The organism is Salipiger bermudensis (assembly GCF_019801965.1).
Taxonomy (GTDB): Bacteria; Pseudomonadota; Alphaproteobacteria; order Rhodobacterales; family Rhodobacteraceae; genus Salipiger; species Salipiger bermudensis_A.
This window is the reverse complement of record NZ_JAHVIA010000007.1, coordinates 156,331-174,635: the sequence shown is the minus strand read 5'-3', so window position 1 is coordinate 174,635 and position 18,305 is coordinate 156,331. Positions and strand designations below refer to the sequence as shown.

Here is an 18,305-nt window from a genome sequence, read left to right as displayed (position 1 = left end):
CCCTGTTGAATTCGGTTCCAGTCCCGCTCGGGCGGATCATTCCGCCGCGATCGGGGTTTCGCTGTCTTCCTGCGGGGTGCCGTAGCCGCCGCCGCCGGGGGTGATGACCTCGAGCCATTCGCCGGCTCGCAGGGTGCCGTAGCCGCGCTCGAAGGGATCGCAGTCGGGGCTGGTGACATAGCTGCCATGGCCGCCTTCGCCGCCGCCCTGCAGGCCCCAGGAACGGGATTTGTTGCGCGATACGTCGACATGCACCATGCAGTCCTCGGTGGCGCGGTAGACCCGGCGGAGGCCCATGCCGCCGCGGTGCTTTCCGGCGCCGCCGGAGCCATCGACGAGCTCGTAACGCTCGAGGATCAGGGGATATTCGCCTTCCAGCGCCTCGACCGGCAGGTTCGAGGTGTTGGTGGCGTGGACGTGGATGCCATCGAGCCCGTCGGCATGTGGGCGCGCGCCGCCGCCGCCGCCGATGGTTTCGAGATAGACCCAGTAGGTGCCCGCGTCCGGCCCGCTCTGGCGGGTGCCCGAGAACACCGCCACCGAGCAGGTCGAGTTGGTACAGGCCGAGACCCGCTCCGGCACCGCCTGCGCCAGCGCGCCGAGGATCAGATCGGCGACGCGCTGGCAGGTCTGGACCCGGCCATTGACCGCGGCGGGGTGCTTGCAGTTGAGGATCGAGCCGTGCGGCGCGTCGACGGAGATCGGGCGGGCAAGGCCCGCGTTGGGCAGCACCGTCGGGTCGATCACCGATTTCACGATGTAATAAACCGTCGCCAGCAGCGCGGTGCGGGTCATGTTGATCGGCGCGCGGATCTGGTCGGGTGCCTCGAAGGCCAGCGAAAGCTCGTCACCGGCGACCGTGACGGTCACCGCGAAGGGGATCGGATCGTCGAAATCGAGGTTGTCGAAGACATCCTCGAAGCGCCAGCTGCCATCGGGCAGGGCGGCAATGCCCGCGCGCATCTTGCGCTCGGCGTAGTCGAGCAGCGCCTCGCCGGAGGCCAGCACCACATCCGCGCCGTGGCGCGCGCAGAGCTCCTGGAAGCGCTGCACGCCGACCCGGTTGGCGGCCATCTGGGCGCGCAGGTCCGACAGGCGCTCGCGCGGCACCTGGCAGTTGAGCAGGATCAGCTCCTGGATGTCCTTCTGCAATTCGCCGGCCTTGTAGAGCCGCACCGGCGGGATCCGCAGGCCTTCCTGGTAGATATGGGCATGCGCCCGGTCGACGAAATCCGAGTGGTGCGCGAGGTTCACCGTCCAGGCGACGAGCTGGTCGTCGACGAAGATCGGCTCGGCCAGCACGATGTCGGGCAGGTGGGTGCCGCCGCCGCGATAGGCGTCGTTGCCGACGAACACATCGCCCGGGCGTAGGTCCTTCTCGTCGTGATCCGCCAGCAGCATCGGGATGAAATCGAGGAAGCTGCCGAGGTGGATCGGGATGTGCTCGGCCTGGCAGAGCGTGCGGCCCTGCCGATCGAAGAGCGCCGTAGAACAATCGCGGCGTTCCTTGATGTTGGTCGAGTAGGAGGCGCGGACCAGCGCTTCGCCGGTCTCCTCCACGATCGAGGAGAGCGCGGCACCGATGACCTCGACGGTGATCGGGTCGAGAGCGTGAGTGGTGGTTTGGCCGGTCATGCGCTGAGCTCCAGGATGAGGTTGTCGATCTTGTCCACGGTGGCGCGGACCCCGGGCGGGATCAGCGTCGTGGTGTCCATCTGTTCGACGATGGCGGGGCCTGCAAAGGCCATGCCGGGGGCAAGCTTTTCGCGGGCATATAGCGCTGTCTCGGTGAAGCCGCCGGTCTCGGGATACCAGACCTCGCGGCTGCCGATGACGGCGGCGCTGGGATCGGGATCGCCCAGCTCGCGCTCGGGCAGCTCGGCCTTCTGCACCAGCCCCATGGCCTCGGCGCGGAAGGTCACGCAGAGGATGCGCTCTTCCGGCACGGCAAAGCCGTAGAGCCGCTCATGCGCCTCGGTGAAGCCCTGCTTGAGCGTCGCGAGCATGGCCTCGGTTACCGGGCCCTCGGGCAGTGGGATTGAGAGCTCGTAGTTCTGGCCATCGTAGCGCATGTCGATGCGGCGGGTCAGGCGGCGCTTGTCGTCGGCGATCTCCTCGGCGTCGAACCAGCCGGTGGCCTCGGCCTCGACGGAGGCCACGGTCTCGGCGATGGTGCCGACGTTGCCGGGCTCGAGCGCGGTCAGCTTGGTGGCGGAGAAATCGGCGCGCAGATCGGTGAGCAGCAGGCCCATGGCGCAGAGGATGCCCGGGCTGCGCGGCACGATGACGGTGGTCATGCCCAGCTCCTGCGCAAGCCGCACCGCGTGCAGCGGGCCCGCGCCGCCGAAGGCCATCAGCGCGTAATTGCGCGGGTCGTGGCCGCGCTGTACCGAGATCACCCGGATCGCCTTGGCCATATTCGCGGTCACCACCGAGATGATGCCCTGCGCCACGTCCATCGTCTCCATGCCGAGCCGCTCGCCGAGCTTGGCGATGGCCTCGACCGCGAGATCGCGGCGGACCTTCATGCGGCCGCCGAGGATCTCGACCGGGTTGAGGATCTGCAGCACGATATTGGCGTCGGTCACGGTCGGGTCGGTGGCGCCGCGGCCATAGCAGACCGGGCCGGGGTCGGCGCCGGCGCTTTCCGGTCCGACCTTCAGCAACCCGCCGGAGTCGATCGAGGCGATCGAGCCGCCGCCGGCGCCCACGGTGTGGATGTCGAGCATCGGCGCCTTGATCGGGTAGCCGTGCACGACGCTTTCATTGGTCTGCGCTGTCTCGCCGCCGGCCATCAGCGCGACGTCGGACGAAGTGCCGCCGACATCGAAGGTGATGATGTCTTCAAAGCCCGCGCGGGCGCCGATGGCCTGTGCCGCGACAACGCCGGTCGAGGGGCCGGAGAGCACCGCCCGCACCGGGGTCTGCGCCGCCGCCTCGAAGCGCACCACGCCGCCGTTGGATTGCGTCAGGTGCGGCGCCACCGGCAGGCCGAGATCCTGCAGGCGCGGGGTCAGACGGCTGATATAGCGGTGCATGATCGGGCCGAGATAGGAGTTGACCGTTGCGGTCGAGAGGCGCTCGAACTCGCGGAACTCGGGGGCGATCTCGTGGCTGGCGCAGAGGAAGACGCCGGGCATTTCCTCCTCGACGATGCGACGCGCGGCCTGCTCGTGGACCGGGTTCACGAAGGCGTAGAGGAAGCAGATGGCAACCGCCTCGACCCCGGCCTCCTTGAGCGCGCGGGCGGCCTTGCGCACCGCCTCTTCATCGAGCGGCGTGTCGATCTCGCCGGTGCGCAGCATGCGTTCGGGCAGCTCGAAGCGCAGCTCGCGCGGAACCAGCGTCTGCGGCTTGTCGGCGAAGAGATCGTAGAGGTCGGGGCGCTTCTGTCGGCCGATCTCGAGCAGGTCGCGGAAGCCTTCAGTGGTCAGCAGCCCGACCTTCGCGCCGCGATGGGTGATCAGCGCGTTGGTGGCCACGGTGGTGCCGTGGCCAAGATAGGCGATGGCGGCGGCGGGATCGCTCTCGGCGCCGTCAGCGTGCTCTTTCATGCCTTCCTCGACGCCCTGCGCGATGCCGCGCGACGGGTCGTCCGGGGTGGAGGAGACTTTCCAAACCTCGATGCGGCCGCTGGCCTCGTCGAAGAGGCAGACATCGGTGAAGGTGCCGCCGGAATCCACGCCGACGCGCCATGTGCCTGCGGGGGTGATGCCTTGCGATCCGTCCATCATCGAAGTTTTGTCCTCTTGGCGTGTACTTCATGTATACAAGGAAGCGAGATCGATTCTGTCCAGCCCTGTTTTGCCTGAAAGGAAACATTCGGCTGGTTTTTGTGAAAGTTTGATGAATGAGCAGTCACACTAATGTGGATACGGGCAATATTGCCGGTTCGGAAGGCCTTTCTGCGCGGGATCGGGCGTATCAGGGCGTCCGGGCGGGCATTCTGAAGGGAGAGTTCCCACCGGGTAGCTTCATCGAGGAGGCCACCGCCTGCGAGGTGACCGGCGTGTCGCGCTCGCCGGTGCGCGAGGCGCTCAACCGGCTCGCGGCGGAGGGCTATCTCGAGCTGCACCGGCGCCGCGGCGCCATGGTGCGGGCGCTTTCGGCCACCGAGCTGCGCGATCTCTACGAGGTGCGTCTGATGGTCGAGACCCACGCGGTGCGCAAGATCTGCCGCGAGGAGCGGGCGCTGCCGGCGGAGCTGCTGCGGCTCTGCGAGGTGCACGAGGCGACCCCGGCGGAGGATCTGCTGGGCTGCGTCGAGATCAATCGGCTGTTTCACCAGGCGCTGGTGGCGGCGGCTGGCAACCGGGTGCTGGTCGACGTGTTCGACGGGCTGCAGGCGCCGCTGTCGCGGGTCGCGATGGTCTCGCTGCAACAGGGCTTCGGCAAGACCGAGGTGATCGAGGAAGAGCACCGCGAGATGATTGCCGCACTCCGCGCGCATGACGAGGCGCGGGCGCTGGCGGTGGTCGAGCGCCATCTTGCCCTGATGCCGCGCCTGCAATCGGCGCTGTCGTCCTGAGGCGACGACGCGACGAAGCGTGCGGTGCAGGGCGGCGGGATGTCGCAGCGGTCTGGCCTCGGCGTTCAGGGATCTGGGTGCCGCGAAGTGAGCCGAGCAGGTGACGCCGCGTCCAATTCAAAACTTTTGATGCGCGGAAGAAATTATTTATCGGGCCGGGTGCGCCAGGCGCCCGGTGAGCGCGGGCCAGAGCGCCGCGAGAGTTGGAAAGCCCAATGAAACAGGGGCCGGCCGAGCGGCGGGCGCGCCGATCCGTCAGGTACCGGATCTGCCCGCGATCAAGGGCTGCGCGACGCGGGGGATGGGCTGCTTGATGGTCACTGCCTGCTGTCTAGGCAAATTCGCCTACGGATCCGACCGCTTGCCGCCGTCCCGACCCGCATACCACGCCGCGAGATCGGCGATGTCCTCGTCGCTGAGCGGCTTGGCGGCGGCCTCCATCAGGTGGGCGCGGGGGCTCGTGGGCACCGGGCCGTCGCGATACATCTTGAGCCAGTTGTAGATCCAGTAACCGTCCTGACCGCTGATGCGCGGGGTGTCGGAGCGTCTGGGCGAGAGCCCGTCGGGGCCTGCGCCCTCGTGGCAGGCGGCGCAGCTTGCGATGTCGTTGTGCTCGTCGCCTTGCTCGGCCAGTTCGCGGCCGCGCGCGGCATCGCCAATGGGCAGCGGGCGGCCCTGCCAGCCGGCCTCCATCCCGGAGTACCGCGCGGCGATGCCCGCGATGGTCTCGTCGCCCAGAGGTGCTGCGAGGGGCTCCATGAAGCCGCTCTCACGATGGCCTGTCGCGTAGGCCTCGAGCACGGTAACCAGCCATTCCTCGGACTGTCCGGCGAGCTTCGGCGCGGTGCCGTCGCGGCCCAGACCGTCCTCGCCGTGGCAGCGGGCGCAGGCCAGCTCCGGCTCGATGGCCCCCGGCAGGCCGCCGAAGCGGACCCCGGCGCTGTCATAGCCCCCAGCCTCTCCGAAGGACGCAATTTCAAACGCTTCCCGGTCAAAGCTATCATATTGGGTCAAGAAGGCGGCGAGCGCCCAAGGCTCGTCTTCGCGCTTTTCGCCGGGCCAGGCTGGCATGCCGGTATACTTGAAGCCATGCCGCGCGATCCACCAGAACTCCTTGGCGTCGTAATCCTCCGATGTGAGCAACGGCGGCGCCGGGCGCATGCCCTCGACCACCGGGTTCCGCGGGATGCCGGGGGCACCGTGGCAGGTCAGGCAGCCGGTGGCGAAATGGCCCGCGCCAAGCCGGATCAGGCCGGGATCCTGAAGGTCGACCTGCCGGGGGACTTCGATGGATCTGGCGCGGATTGCCACCGCGTTGCCGAGATAGCCGTGCAGGATATTGGCCACCCCCGGCAGGTGCGGCACCGAGGCGGCGATGTTGTAGGGCGCGAGGAAGAAGAACGCGCCGCCTGCGGCGGCGAGCGCCGCGAGCCCTCCAAGAATGTAGCGCCTCATGTGGCGGCCTCCGTCAGTTTCAGCGCCAGCCCCAGCCGGCGCAGCGCGGCGATGAGGTAGATCGCGCCACCGGCGCCCGCCATCATCGCGCCGGCGACCTGCTGTTCCTGCAGCGCGCTGAGGCCGAGATGGCCGGCGCAGATGTCGCCGTAGAGATCGCGCGGCGAGAGGCCGATCAGCGCGCCGAGAAGGGTCATGTGCATGGTGGTGGCGAGCAGCACGATGGCGCCGCCAAAGCCTCCGGCGGCGCGCACGCTGGCCCAGAGCAGCATCCCGGCGCCAAGGAAACTTGCCTGTTCGAGGACAAAGCCGGTGGCGCTCAGCCGCGCCCAGAGATGCAACGAGGGCAGGTGCCAGGCCCAGACCACCAGCATCTCGACCACCGCGCCCAGCGTCAGCGCCATGGCGCCCGCCGGCAGGCGCAGCCGCGGCGCGTAGAGCGCGGGGACCACGGCGGTCACCCCCAGATGCAGCACCATGTGCAGCACCATCGAGCCGGTCGCCAGCCCCGGCAGCGGCGAGAGCCAGAGGACCGCCAGCAGCGTCAGCGCGAGGAGGCGGCGCGGGCTCAGCATGTGGCGAAGACCAGCCCGGGGATCACGGTGAAGCCGATCGCCACCACCGAGAGCACACAGAGCAGCAAGGCCACGTGGCCGACAAAGCGGTCGCGGCCGCGCTCGGAGCTTTCGGTGATCTCCTCGAAAATCACGAAGACCCCGCCATAGCGCCGAACCGCGATGACCCCGAGCCATGCGATCAGCGCCGCCGAGATCAGCCCCAGCGCCACGATGATCCAACGCGGCTCGACCAGCGAGGCCATCGGCCCCGCCTTCGCGCACCAGATCGCCGCGACCCAGTAGCTCAGCAGGAAATGCGCCGCCCAGATCGAGGGCGCGGCCACGAGGATCCAGACCGAGCCCTGATCGATCACGCGGGGCGCGTCTCCGGGCGGGGTGAAGTGGCGCGGTTGCTCGTCGGAGCCGTGTCTCATGAGCCTACCCCCATCAAGAGCGGGAACAGCGCCAGCAGGGCGAAGATGGTGATCACCGTGAGCGCGAGGAAATGGCTGTAGAGGGCAAGGTTCATCAGGTCGGCGCGGTACTCGGGCGTGCAATGGCCGAACTTGATGCGCGCGGCGACGTAAAGGCTCATCACCCAGTTCAGCAGCAGGTGCAGCGCCGGCCACAGGATCAGCATCCAGACCATCGCGTCGAAGCTCTGCGCGGTCGGGTCGAGCCCCTTGGCATAGGCCGACCAGCCCCATGCACCGATCCCCAGCGCGCCCACCGGAAGCGCCCCGATCAGCAGCGCCATCGACAGCCCGCGCTGGCCGCGGCCCAGCGTCTCGCGCGCGCCCACGGTCATGCCCCACGCGCCGATCAGCAGCGCGAGGCCGACGAGAAGCCAGGCGAAGCTTGGCAGGTGCTCGGCGGAGGGCAGGAAATCGGGCAGGGCGGTCCAGTAGAAGAAGTAGGAGAACACCAGCCCCATGAAGGCGGTCATGTCGCCGGTCATGGTGATGAAGACGGCCCACCAGCCCGGAGATCGGTTGCCCTGCGCATAGGTTGGCAGGGTGAGCCCGCGCCCGGCATATTTCTCGGGCTTTTCCGGGATCAGTGAGGTGCCGGTCCAGAGCCACCAGAGCGTGAAGCCGACGAAGCCCGCGCCGAAAATTAGCGTGATGGTCCAGAGGTGGAAGGTGGCGAGGATGAACGACGCGCCGAGGCAGAAGGCCGCGCCTAGGGTCAGGAAGCTCGGCCCGCCGACGCGCTGGACGAAGAGCGGGCGGGCGTCGAGGATGTCGGTCACGATGAGCTCGCGCTTGCCTTCCTCGGCATCGGGCAGGAACCATTCGCCGCGGTCGATCTGATCCACCAGCCCCTCCTGCTCCCAGAGCGGGTAGCGGGTGTGGATATAGGGGATCGAGCGCACGCCCCACGGCTTGTCGGGCACTTCGGCGGCCCATTCCATCGTCCCGGCGTTCCAGAGGTTGCGCTTGACAAGCGGCGCCTTGCCGCGCGGCCAGAGCACGTTGAGCGCCAGCACCGCGAAGCCCGCGGCGAAGACGAAGGCGCCGATGGTCGAGACCATGTTGAGCAGCGCCCAGCCGTCGGAGAGGTCGTAGGTCCAGACCCGGCGTGGCATGCCCATGATGCCGGTCCAGTGCATCGGCAGGAAGGCGACGTTGAAGCCGCCGAACATCAGCCAGAAGCTCCACTTGCCGGCCCGGGCGTTGAGGGCCTTCTGGGTGACGAAGGGATACCAGTAGTGAATGCCGGCGAAGAGCGGGAAGAGCATCCCTCCGATCAGCGTGTAATGCAGGTGGGCGACAATGAAATAGCTGTCATGCGCCTGCCAGTCGAAGGGCACCAGCGCCACCATGACTCCGGTCAGCCCGCCAAAGACGAAGATCGCCAGCGCGCCGCCGGCAAACAGCATCGGCACCGAGGGGCGCACGCGGCTTACCAGCATGGTGGCGATGAAGCAGAAGATCTGGATGCCGGTCGGCACCGCCACCGCCTCGGAAGCGGCGGAGAAGAAGCTCAGCGAGATCTCCGGCAGGCCGGTGGTGAACATGTGGTGCACCCAGAGCCCGAAGCTCAGGAAGGCGACGCCCACGGCGCTGAGCACGATCCACGAATGCCCCACCATGGGACGACCCGCAAAGGTCGGCAGCATGGTGGCGATGAGCGCGATCGACGGCAGGAAGATGATGTAGACCTCAGGGTGACCGAAGATCCAGAACAGGTGCTGCCAGAGCAGCGGGTCGCCGCCGCGGTCGGGATCGAAGAAGGCCCATCCGAAGGCGCGCTCCATCTCGAGCAGCAGGTCGCCGGCGATCAGTGGCGGGAAGGCGAAGAGGATCATCCCCGCCACCACCAGCACGTACCAGCAATAGAGCGGCATCAGGTTGAGCCGCATCCCCGGTGGGCGGGATTTCAGCACGCCCACGATCAGCTCGACCGCCGCCGCGATCGAGCTCACCTCGATGAAGGACAGGCCCAGCAGCCAGATGTCGGTGCCGAGCCCGCTATAGGCCGGGTCCGACGACAGCGGCGTGTACATGAACCAGCCGCCATCGGGCGCCACGCCGAAGAAGATCGAGCCGCAGACGAAGATGCCGCCGATGATGAAGCACCAGAAGCCGAAGGCCGAGAGCCGCGGGAAGGGCAGGTCGCGCGCGCCGAGGATCTCGGGCAGGATGATGATCGCCACCGCCTCGAAGATCGGCACCGCGAAGAGGAACATCATCGCCGTGCCGTGCAGGGTGAAGAGCTGGTTGTAGAGCTGCTGCGAGAACAGGTCGTTGCCCGGCACCGCGAGCTGCATGCGGATCATCAGCGCGAGGATGCCGGCGAAGGTGAAGAAGGCGAAGGAGGTCAGCAGGTACCACTTGCCGATATAGGAGTTGTTGACCGCCGAGATGATTTTCCAGCCCGGTGGCTCGCGCCAGACATCCATCAGGCGCTTGCGCTGCGCCTTGTCGCGGGCCTCGTCATAGGGCTCGGGCGGGGGCAGGCGGGAGAGGTCGATCTCGTCGGTCATGGGCGCGTCAGTCCAGGCTCATTAGGAAGGCGACGAGCCGGTCGAGCCGCTCGCCCTGCAGGTCGGGATAGGGGGGCATGTCGATGTCGGGCTTCATCGCGTGCGTGTCGGTGATCCAGCGCGCCATGTTCTCGGGCGTCATGTCGTAGATCCCGGCGCCGAGCTTGTCGCGGGAGGCGAGATGGGTGAGGTCGGGGCCGACGGGGCCCTGCGCCTCGGTGCCGCGGATGGTGTGGCAGGCGCCGCAGCCTTCCTCTTGGAAAATCTCGAAGCCCGGGTCGCCGGCGGCGATCTCCGCGGGCTGAGCCTCGGCCTCGAGCCAGCTATCGAAGGCGCTCTGTTCCATCACGATGGCATCGAAGCGCATCAGCGCATGCGCACCGCCGCAATACTCGGCGCAGAGCCCGCCCCAGTTGCCGGTCTCGATCGGGGTGAGGGCCAGTGTGGTCTCGCGGCCGGGGATCATGTCCATCTTGCCGCCAAGCGCCGGCACCCAGAAGGAATGGATCACGTCGTCGGCGGTGAGCCTGAAGAGCGCGGTGCGGTCGACCGGCAGGCGGATTTCGTTGGCCGTCACCACGTCGCCCTCGGGCGTCTCGTAGATCACCCGCCACCACCAGCGCTCGCCATCGACGCGCACCGTCAGGTCGCCCTCATCGCTGGTGATGTCGCGCAGGATGACGAGGCCCCAGACCAGCAGCGCGCCGACCACCACGGTCGGGAACACCGCGCCGCCCCAGAGGATGAAGCGCCGCGCCTGGGTTTCGAGGGAGGGGTCGACCTGCCGCCGATGCGCATAGACCGCAGCGCCGATCACGATGCCCCAGATCACCGCGGCGCCGACCAGCAGCACCCAGAACAGATCTTCGACGCGTTGCGCCTCGGCGCCGGCGGAGGCCAGCCAGTTGTGACGCCCCTCGCAGCCCGCGAGCAGCGCTGGAATGATCAGGAAAATGCTTCGCCGCAATCGCTTGCCCGCCCCGTGACGTCTCTGTCCCTCGGGGCGCAACCTGCGACGGCGCGTCGCGGTTCCCGAAAAAGTGACACGGAGTGAGATATTTGCGCGGAACGCCCGCGCGGGCAGCGTCAGACCTTGCCGGAGGCCGATAGCAGGATGGCGAAGGGGCGGGTGGCGTCGATCTCGGCCATGACGATGATCAGGCTCGCGGTCAGCGGCACCGCGAGCACCGCGCCGGGCAGGCCCCAGAGCGCGCTCCAGAAGGCCAGGGCCAGCAGTACCACGAAGGGGCTGAGGTTGAACGCCCGACCGAGCATCCTCGGCTCGAGATAGCCAGCGACGAAGAGCTGCGCCGCGGTCAGCGACACCGCCACCAGCGAGGCCACGGTGAAGGAGCCGAACTGCGCGAGGCTGAGCAGCACCGGGAAGATCACCCCGATCAGCGAGCCGATATAGGGGATGTAGTTCAAAAGCGCGATGAGGATCGCCCAGAACAGCGCGAAATCGATCCCGAAGAGCAGCATCACCCCGTAGGACAGCGCGCCGAGGATGACGTTCACCACGGTCTTGACCGACAGGTAATCGCCGATCCGGGTGTTGATCCGGTTGATGAGCGCGATGGTCCGGTTCTCTGCATCCGCATTGCCCTCGAGGGCGAGGTTGAGCTTGCGCGCCATGCCGGCGCGCTCGGCGGTCAGGAAAGACGCGTAGAGTACCACGAGGAAGAGCGTGCCGCCGAGGCCGCGGATCGACAGGATCACCGGCCCGATGAAGGGCTGGATCTCGACCCGGTCGAAGGTCATGGCGCGCAGCTGCGCCCAGCTCGGCTCGTCATCGACGCCGACAAGCTGCGCCACGTGGGTCATCAGGCTGTCGAGGTTGGCCTTGTAGCTTGGCAGCACCGCGGCAACCTGCGTGAAGGTGTCGAGCACGTAGGTGAAAAGAGCGATCAGCGCGATGGTGAAGGTGAGCAGCACCAGCACCCGCCGCAGGATCGACGGCAGCAGCCCCAGCACCGGCACCCGTCCGAGGCGGGCGGTGACATCGAACAGGATGTAGACCGAGATCACCGCGATCAGCACCGGCAGCAGCACCGGCTTGCCGATATGCAGCAGGTAGCCAATCATGATCAGCAGCGCGAGCAGGTAGGTGGTTTGTCTCAGGGTGACCATCATTGGCGCATATCGGGTCTTGCGGGCCTCTGTTCAGCTGCGGCGTTCACGTGCCGCCCTATCCTCATGGCATATCTAGGGTTTCCGCAAGCCGATTACCTCCCCGCACGGGCCCCGCGCAGCGATTTCTTTGCGACAAATGCCCGCAAACGCGCCGGTCCCGCCCCGTGGGGTGTCAGAGGCCCTCGTGGAATTCGTCGATCAGGTGGCTGACCACGGCGCGCATCTGTTCTTCGCCATCCTCGGGATGGGCCGCCGCCACCGCGCGCTGGCGCGACGAGGAATTGCCCTCGGCCACCACCTTGCGGCAGCGCTCGACCTCGGCCACGCAGCCCAGGGCCTCGGCATCCTCGGCGATCAGCGCGATCAGCTCCTCGGTGAGATCCTCGAACGGGGTGATGCGCGCGGCGCCGAAGTCGATCAGCCCCTCGGTGATGCCGTAGCGCTGCGCCCGCCAGCGGTTTTCGCCGATCAGGAAATTCTCGTAGATCCGCCAGCGCAGGTTCTGCCGCCGCAGCCGCCACAGCATCCGCAGGACGCACTGGTTGATCGCCGCCAGCATCAGCGCGTCCTCGAGCCGGGGCTGGACGTCCATGATCCGGGTCTCGAGGGTCGGGAAGCGGGCCGAGGGGCGCAGGTCCCACCAGATCTTCGAGCTGTCCTCGATGATGCCGAGATCGATCAGCGCCTGCACCGAGCGCTGGTAATCCTGCCAGTTGGCGAAATGCGGCGGCAGGCCGGTGCGTGGCAGGTTGTCGAAGACCGAGATGCGATAGCTGGCGAGGCCGGTATCCGTTCCCTGCCAGAACGGCGAGGAGGTCGACAGCGCCAGCAGGTGGGGCAGGAAGTAGCCCGCCTGCCGCATCAGGTCGGCGCGCAGCTGGTCATCGCCGAGCCCGACATGGACATGCATGCCGCAGATCAGCATGCGCTGCACCACGCCGCCGAGATCGCGGCGCAGGTCGCGGTAGCGCTCCTTGTCGGTGTGGTGCTGGTTCTTCCAATGCGCCAGCGGGTGGCAGGAGGCGGCGATGGGCGCGAGGTTGTAGCGCGCCGCGTGTCTCGAGATCGCTGCCCTGAGCCGCTTGAGATCTTCGCGGGCGGTGGCGATGTCGGGACAGGGCTTGGTGCCGATCTCGATCTGGCATTGCAGGTATTCCGGGCTGACCTGGCCCTCGAGTTCCTCGCTGCAGGCTTCGAGCAGGCGCTTCGGCGCCTCGCTCAACGCCAGCGTGTCGCGATCGACGAGGAGGTATTCCTCCTCGATCCCGAGGCTGAATTCCGGCGTCTGCATCGGCCCCTCCCTTGGCTGCTTGGCCGAGGAAAGCAGAGCGGCGGCCACCGGGCAAGCCCGGCGCGGCCTTAGCCGTGATCGGCGAAGAGGTCGGAGAAGCGGTCTTGCTGCAGGCCCAGCACCGAAAGCGCCTCATCGGGCTGCCGCTGAAGCAGCGGCACCACCGCATCGACCCCCTCCCAGGAGCGCAGGATCATCCGCGATACCTCGAGCGACAGGTCGGTCGGGCAGACATAGACCTTGAGGGTCTGGGCACCATGCCCGCAGAAGAAGCCAGCCTTGATTGCCTGCAGCCGCATCAGCTTCAGGTAGTCCCAGGTGATGCCGGTGACGCGCGAGAGATCGACAAGGTGCTTCTGGCCGGGATCGGCCAGCGGATTGCGCGCATAGCTTTCAAAGGCCTCGATGATCTCGTCGATCAGAAGCTGACCTTCAAAACGGACGTAGACAAGCCCGGAACTGGGCATGATTCGAAAAGCGACGGGCATGTGCGGCTCACCAATAGGTTGTTCCGATTACTTAACTTCTCGCCGGAGCCTGCCATCCACAAACCACGCGGGACCTCAGCGACCCCGTCATTTGCCGCGAGACACCCCCGAGACGCAAGGTTTGAAGGAGAACAAATCGGAACCGACACCGAGATGACACGTCGCGGGGCGGGCGCTGGAACGGCAAGCGCCCCGGACTTTCCGGTCCGGGGCGCCTGGTCTTGCTTGTCTTTAGGCTGAAGGTCAGTCCATCGCCTTGAAGTTGAACTCGCCGCCTTCCTTGATGCCCGAGAACCAGCGCGCGGTGACGGTCTTGGTCTTGGTGTAGAAGCGGAAGGCGTCGGGGCCGTACTGGTTGAGGTCGCCGAAGCCGGACTTCTTCCAGCCGCCGAAGGTGAAGTAGCTCAGCGGCACCGGGATCGGGAAGTTGATGCCGACCATGCCCACGTTCACACGGTGCGCGAAGTCGCGCGCGGTGTCGCCGTCGGCGGTGAAGATCGACGTGCCGTTGCCGTAGTCGTTCTTCATGATCAGGTCGAGCGCCTCGTCATAGGACTCGGTGCGCACCTGGCAAAGGACCGGGCCGAAGATCTCTTCCTTGTAGATGTCCATGTCCTTGGTGACATTGTCGAACATCGACGGACCCACGAAGAAGCCGTCCTCGTAGCCCTGCAGCTCGAAGTCGCGGCCGTCGACCACGAGGCTTGCGCCCTGGTCCACACCCGAGGCGATGAGCCCGTTGATGCGGTCCTTGGACGCCTGGGTGATCACCGGGCCGTAATCCACGTCGTTGCCGGCGGTGTAGGGGCCGACCTTGAGCGCTTCGATGCGGGGAACCAGTTTCTCGATCAGAGCGTCGGCGGTCTTCTGGCCGACCGGAACCGCGACCGAGATCGCCATGCAGCGTTCGCCGGCTGCGCCGAAGCCGGCACCGACCAGCGCGTCGGCGGCCTTGTCGATGTCCGCGTCGGGCATGATGATCATGTGGTTCTTGGCGCCGCCGAAGCACTGGGCGCGCTTGCCGTTGGAGCAGGCACGGCCATAGATGTACTGCGCGATCGGGGTCGAGCCCACGAAGGCCACCGCCGGGATGTCCTCGTGGTCGAGGATGCCGTCGACGACGTCCTTGTCACCGTTGACCACCTGCAGGACGCCCGCGGGCAGGCCCGCTTCGATCAGCAGCTCGGCGAGGCGCAGCGCCGTCGAGGGCACGCGCTCGGAGGGCTTGAGGATCATCGCGTTGCCGCAGGCGAGGGCGCCGGCCATCTTCCACAGCGGGATCATGGCGGGGAAGTTGAAGGGCGTGATGCCTGCAACGACGCCCAGCGGCTGTCGCATGGAGTAGAGGTCGATGCCCGGGCCGCCGTTGTCCATGAACTCGCCCTTGAGCATCGCCGGCGCGCCCATGCACACCTCAACGAACTCGAGGCCGCGCTGCACGTCGCCCTTGGCGTCGGGCAGGGTCTTGCCGTGCTCGAGGCTGACCAGCTCGGCCAGCTCGTCCATGTGCTCGTTGATCAGGGCACCGAACTTCATCATCACGCGGGCGCGACGCTGCGGGTTGGTGTTGGCCCAGCCGATCTGTGCCTCGGCCGCCTTGGCCACGGCGTCATTCAGCTCTTCGAGGGTCGCGAGCGGCACCTTGGCGATGGCTTCGCCGGTGGCGGGGTTGAAGACTTCGGTGAAGCGGCCCGAGGTGCCCTTCACGTGCTCGCCGTTGATGAAATGCGTCAGTTCTTTCATGATCGCTCCTCCTGTCATTCGGATTTGGCGTCACCTTAGTCTTGCGGAAATGCAGGCAACAGAGGTAATCGGACAAAAGGGTTTTGCAAAAATGCAGGTGCTGACATGCGCGGGAACTGGGATGATTTGCGGATTTTCCTCGCCGTGGCGCGGGGCGACAGCCTCTCGGGCGCCGGCCGCGTGCTGCGTATGGACCCGGCCACGGTGGGCCGGCGCGTGGCGCGGCTCGAGGAGACGCTGGGCCAGCCGCTGTTTGCCAAGAGCCCGCAGGGCTATGCGCTGACCGAGGCCGGGGCGCGGCTGCTCTCCCATGCCGAGGAGGCCGAGCAGGCGCTCGGGCAGGGCGCCGAGGCGGTGCGCGGGGCGGGTGAGGGGCTCTCGGGCCAGATCCGCATCGGCGCGCCGGATGGCTGCGCCAATTTCCTGCTGCCGCAGGTCTGCGCCGAGATCGGCGCGCAGAACCCCGATCTCGAGATCCAGATCGTCGCCCTGCCGCGCATCGTCAACCTGTCACGGCGCGAGGCCGACATCGCCATCGGCGTCTCGGCCCCCACCGCGGGGCGGCTGGTGGTGCAGAAGCTCGCCGATTACAAACTGCACCTCGCCGCCTCCGAGGCCTATCTTTCGCAGCACCCCCCGATCCGCAGCCGCGACGACCTGCGGGAGCACCGCATCATCGGCTACATCCCTGACATGATCTTTGACAAGGAACTCGACTACCTCGCCGATCTCGGCGTCGAGCGGGTGCGGCTGGCCTCCAACAGCGTCTCGGTGCAGTTTCACTGGCTGCGCCAGCACGCCGGGCTCGGCATCGTGCATGATTTCGCGCTGCCCGCGGCGCCGGGGCTGCGCAAGGTGCTGGCTGAAGAAGTCGAGATCACCCGCAGCTTCTATCTGGTGCGCCACGAGGATGACCGCCGGCTCGGGCGGCTCAACGCCTTCGCCGAGGCGCTGGGGCAGGGGATTCGCAAAGAACTTACCCTGCTCGAAGGTCTGACTTGACAGATTGTCGCAGGGGCCGGACGCTGGATGCACGCGCAGAGAAGGCATGGAGGAGAGCCGGATGCAGGTGCAACAGATTCTCAAGGACAAGGCGGATGACGGCGTCGTCACGGTAACGCCCGCGACCACGGTGGCAGATGCCGCCAAGATGCTGGCCGAGCGCCGCATCGGCGGCGTGGTGATCTCCGAGGACGGTCAGACCCCGCTGGGCATCCTGTCCGAGCGCGACATCGTGCGCCGTCTCGCCACCGACGGGGCCGCCGTGCTCACCACGCCGGTCGAGAGTCTGATGACCACCGATCTCAAGACCTGCACCTCTGCCGATGACAGCGACGTCATCCTCGCCCGCATGACCGAGGGCCGCTTCCGTCACATGCCGGTGGTCGAAGAGGGCGTGATGGTCGGAATCATCACCATCGGTGACGTGGTGGCAGCGCAGATTGCCGAGCTCGCGATGGAGAAGGACGCGCTGCAGGGCATGATCATGGGCTACTGATCCGGCCCGAGCATGCCGCGGCATTTTGGTCAAGGGGTTGCATTCGGCAACGCAATATTGTTGCGTGCGGCAAACTGACAGATCAGGGGCAGCCCCATGCGCATTGGCCTTTATCCCGGCACGTTCGACCCGATCACGCTGGGCCATATCGACATTATCCGGCGTGCGGCGGCGCTGGTCGACAGGCTGGTGATCGGCGTCGCGATCAATCGCGACAAGGGGCCGCTCTTCGACCTCGAGGCGCGCGTCGCGATGATCGAGGCGGAATGCCGCGCGCTCTCCGACGAGACCGGCACCGAGATCGTTGCCCACCCGTTCGAGAACCTGCTGATCGACTGCGCCCATGACGTGGGCGCGCAGATCATCGTCCGCGGCCTGCGGGCGGTCGCGGATTTCGAGTATGAATTCCAGATGGTCGGGATGAACCGGGCGCTCGATGACAGCGTCGAGACGGTCTTCCTGATGGCGGAGGCTCGGCACCAGGCGATCGCGTCGAAGCTGGTCAAGGAGATCGCGCGGCTCGGCGGCGACGTGAGCAATTTCGTCACGCCGCCGGTTCACGACGCGCTGAAGGCGCGCTTCGCGAAGTCTTAGAGGCCGTAGACCGCGCGGCGGGCGAGCTCGTTCTCGTGGCCGGCGATGTCGCAATCCATGCGGGTGCGCTCGGGCAGGTTGCGCAGGGCGCTGAGGGTGCGGCGGTAGGCGTAACGGCGGTAGATGGTGTTCAGAACGGTCATGTCATAGTCCCTTCGGATGTGATTTGGGCCTGCGGTCAGGCGCGGGCCTGGCCGTAGACGGCCTCGGATGCGATGCGGCGCAGGTCGCCGCGGTAGATGTCCAGATCGAGCGCAGTGTCGAGCGACATCCGGCGCAGTTCGCGCAGCGTGCGCTTGTAGCGCGCGTGCTGATCGAGACGGGTTTTGAGCGTTGCGATAAGGTGGGTCATGCTGTGTCTCCGTAGCTCCCCCCTTCGTTGCTGTTGGCGCTAACCTAGGGATTGCTGCGGCGCAGCACAATTTCCGAAATTCCAACCCCGTTCTGCAGTTTTTGCATGGCGACGGGTGACGCTCTCGGGCGCGGTATCGCCGTCAGGAAGATCTTAACCTTCCGCGCGTAGGGTTAACGGCATCAAGACAGACACAGATATCGAGGCTTCGATCTTGAAGCAGCCAATCATCAGGAGGTGATCGCATGGATATCCGATCCTCGGGCGCGCGCTCGACGCGCCGGCTGACACAGGCCCCGGCATCGCGCCAGCGCTCGACCGGCGCCATCCAGAGCGCCGCGCGCGGCGGCGATGCGCCATCGTACGAGCGGGGGGCGTCCGGGCTCCTGAGCATGCAGGCCGTGCCGCCGCGCAGCGCCCGGCAGGGCTATGCGCTGGCGCGGCGGATGCAGGAGGAGTGAGTGGACGGGCAATCTCGGCAACGGCAGAGCGGGAGAGCCAAGGCAGGACGGCCTGAGATCGCTGGCGGTGTGTCTGAAATGGCAGGCCCGGGGCCGTGAGCTCGGGCGAGCGGTCAGGCGTCCGAGGCAACAGGCGCGCGAAGATGGGCAGGGGGGCGGTGGCCGGCGACTGGGCAGAGGCCAGCGGCGAAAGACGACGGCGCAGAGACCTCCGGC

General features: G+C 67.1%; 18 protein-coding genes. 5 read left to right on the top strand and 13 right to left on the bottom strand.

The window, feature by feature from the left end; genetic code table 11:
• Positions 1–36: 36 nt before the first annotated feature.
• Both KUV62_RS16565 and KUV62_RS16560 read right to left on the bottom strand, forming a co-directional pair.
• Positions 37–1,635, bottom strand: coding sequence for a hydantoinase B/oxoprolinase family protein (locus KUV62_RS16565; protein WP_222604841.1), 1,599 nt, complete (start codon positions 1,633–1,635; stop codon positions 37–39).
• Complete coding sequence (locus KUV62_RS16560; protein ID WP_222604840.1) at positions 1,632–3,734, bottom strand: hydantoinase/oxoprolinase family protein; 2,103 nt, start codon at positions 3,732–3,734, stop codon at positions 1,632–1,634. The genes KUV62_RS16565 and KUV62_RS16560 overlap by 4 nt, the downstream gene beginning before the upstream one ends.
• Positions 3,735–3,850: 116 nt before the next feature.
• Between KUV62_RS16560 and KUV62_RS16555 the strand changes: the two genes are divergently transcribed.
• Positions 3,851–4,528 (top strand): GntR family transcriptional regulator, encoded by a 678-nt coding sequence (locus tag KUV62_RS16555; RefSeq protein ID WP_222604839.1) that lies wholly within the window; start codon positions 3,851–3,853, stop codon positions 4,526–4,528.
• 345 nt (positions 4,529–4,873) lie between these two features.
• Here the strand turns inward: KUV62_RS16555 and KUV62_RS16550 are convergent, their stop codons facing one another.
• The 9 genes from KUV62_RS16550 to KUV62_RS16510 form a co-directional block, all read right to left on the bottom strand.
• On the bottom strand, positions 4,874–5,983 hold the full coding sequence (locus tag KUV62_RS16550; RefSeq protein ID WP_222604838.1) for a c-type cytochrome: 1,110 nt from the start codon (positions 5,981–5,983) through the stop codon (positions 4,874–4,876).
• The gene (locus KUV62_RS16545; RefSeq protein ID WP_222604837.1) at positions 5,980–6,558 is read right to left on the bottom strand and encodes a cytochrome c oxidase assembly protein; all 579 of its coding nucleotides are present in this window, start codon (positions 6,556–6,558) and stop codon (positions 5,980–5,982) included. The genes KUV62_RS16550 and KUV62_RS16545 overlap by 4 nt, the downstream gene beginning before the upstream one ends.
• On the bottom strand, positions 6,552–6,974 hold the full coding sequence (locus KUV62_RS16540) for a hypothetical protein (protein ID WP_222604836.1): 423 nt from the start codon (positions 6,972–6,974) through the stop codon (positions 6,552–6,554). Before KUV62_RS16540 ends, KUV62_RS16545 begins: the two co-directional genes overlap by 7 nt.
• Positions 6,971–9,529, bottom strand: coding sequence for a cytochrome c oxidase subunit I (gene ctaD, locus KUV62_RS16535; protein WP_222604835.1), 2,559 nt, complete (start codon positions 9,527–9,529; stop codon positions 6,971–6,973). Before ctaD ends, KUV62_RS16540 begins: the two co-directional genes overlap by 4 nt.
• A gap of 7 nt (positions 9,530–9,536) precedes the next feature.
• Positions 9,537–10,496 carry a cytochrome c oxidase subunit II gene (gene coxB / locus KUV62_RS16530; protein ID WP_222604834.1) on the bottom strand — a complete coding sequence of 320 codons (960 nt, stop codon included), beginning with the start codon at positions 10,494–10,496 and terminating at the stop codon, positions 9,537–9,539.
• Positions 10,497–10,615: 119 nt separating this feature from the next.
• Positions 10,616–11,662 carry an AI-2E family transporter gene (locus KUV62_RS16525; RefSeq protein WP_222604833.1) on the bottom strand — a complete coding sequence of 349 codons (1,047 nt, stop codon included), beginning with the start codon at positions 11,660–11,662 and terminating at the stop codon, positions 10,616–10,618.
• 172 nt (positions 11,663–11,834) lie between these two features.
• On the bottom strand, positions 11,835–12,953 hold the full coding sequence (locus tag KUV62_RS16520; protein ID WP_222604832.1) for a carboxylate-amine ligase: 1,119 nt from the start codon (positions 12,951–12,953) through the stop codon (positions 11,835–11,837).
• A 68-nt stretch (positions 12,954–13,021) separates the two neighbouring features.
• Positions 13,022–13,441, bottom strand: a complete 420-nt coding sequence (locus KUV62_RS16515) for a hypothetical protein (RefSeq protein WP_222604831.1) — start codon at positions 13,439–13,441, stop codon at positions 13,022–13,024.
• A 243-nt stretch (positions 13,442–13,684) separates the two neighbouring features.
• Positions 13,685–15,184, bottom strand: coding sequence for a CoA-acylating methylmalonate-semialdehyde dehydrogenase (locus KUV62_RS16510; protein WP_222604830.1), 1,500 nt, complete (start codon positions 15,182–15,184; stop codon positions 13,685–13,687).
• A gap of 105 nt (positions 15,185–15,289) precedes the next feature.
• Here KUV62_RS16510 and KUV62_RS16505 point away from each other — a divergent pair, with 105 nt between their 5' ends.
• The 3 genes from KUV62_RS16505 to coaD all read left to right on the top strand — a co-directional run bounded on the left by KUV62_RS16505 (position 15,290) and on the right by coaD (position 17,276).
• Positions 15,290–16,186 carry a LysR family transcriptional regulator gene (locus KUV62_RS16505; protein ID WP_222604829.1) on the top strand — a complete coding sequence of 299 codons (897 nt, stop codon included), beginning with the start codon at positions 15,290–15,292 and terminating at the stop codon, positions 16,184–16,186.
• Between the two features lie 61 nt (positions 16,187–16,247).
• The gene (locus KUV62_RS16500) at positions 16,248–16,682 is read left to right on the top strand and encodes a CBS domain-containing protein (RefSeq protein ID WP_222604828.1); all 435 of its coding nucleotides are present in this window, start codon (positions 16,248–16,250) and stop codon (positions 16,680–16,682) included.
• Positions 16,683–16,778: 96 nt separating this feature from the next.
• The gene (coaD, locus tag KUV62_RS16495; RefSeq protein WP_222604827.1) at positions 16,779–17,276 is read left to right on the top strand and encodes a pantetheine-phosphate adenylyltransferase; all 498 of its coding nucleotides are present in this window, start codon (positions 16,779–16,781) and stop codon (positions 17,274–17,276) included.
• Here coaD and KUV62_RS16490 read toward each other — a convergent pair.
• On the bottom strand, positions 17,273–17,419 hold the full coding sequence (locus KUV62_RS16490) for a glyceraldehyde-3-phosphate dehydrogenase (protein WP_222604826.1): 147 nt from the start codon (positions 17,417–17,419) through the stop codon (positions 17,273–17,275). The genes coaD and KUV62_RS16490 overlap by 4 nt on opposite strands.
• A gap of 35 nt (positions 17,420–17,454) precedes the next feature.
• Positions 17,455–17,628 (bottom strand): hypothetical protein, encoded by a 174-nt coding sequence (locus KUV62_RS16485; protein ID WP_222604825.1) that lies wholly within the window; start codon positions 17,626–17,628, stop codon positions 17,455–17,457.
• Between the two features lie 245 nt (positions 17,629–17,873).
• Between KUV62_RS16485 and KUV62_RS16480 the strand changes: the two genes are divergently transcribed.
• Positions 17,874–18,089, top strand: a complete 216-nt coding sequence (locus KUV62_RS16480) for a hypothetical protein (RefSeq protein WP_222604824.1) — start codon at positions 17,874–17,876, stop codon at positions 18,087–18,089.
• Positions 18,090–18,305: the final 216 nt, after the last annotated feature.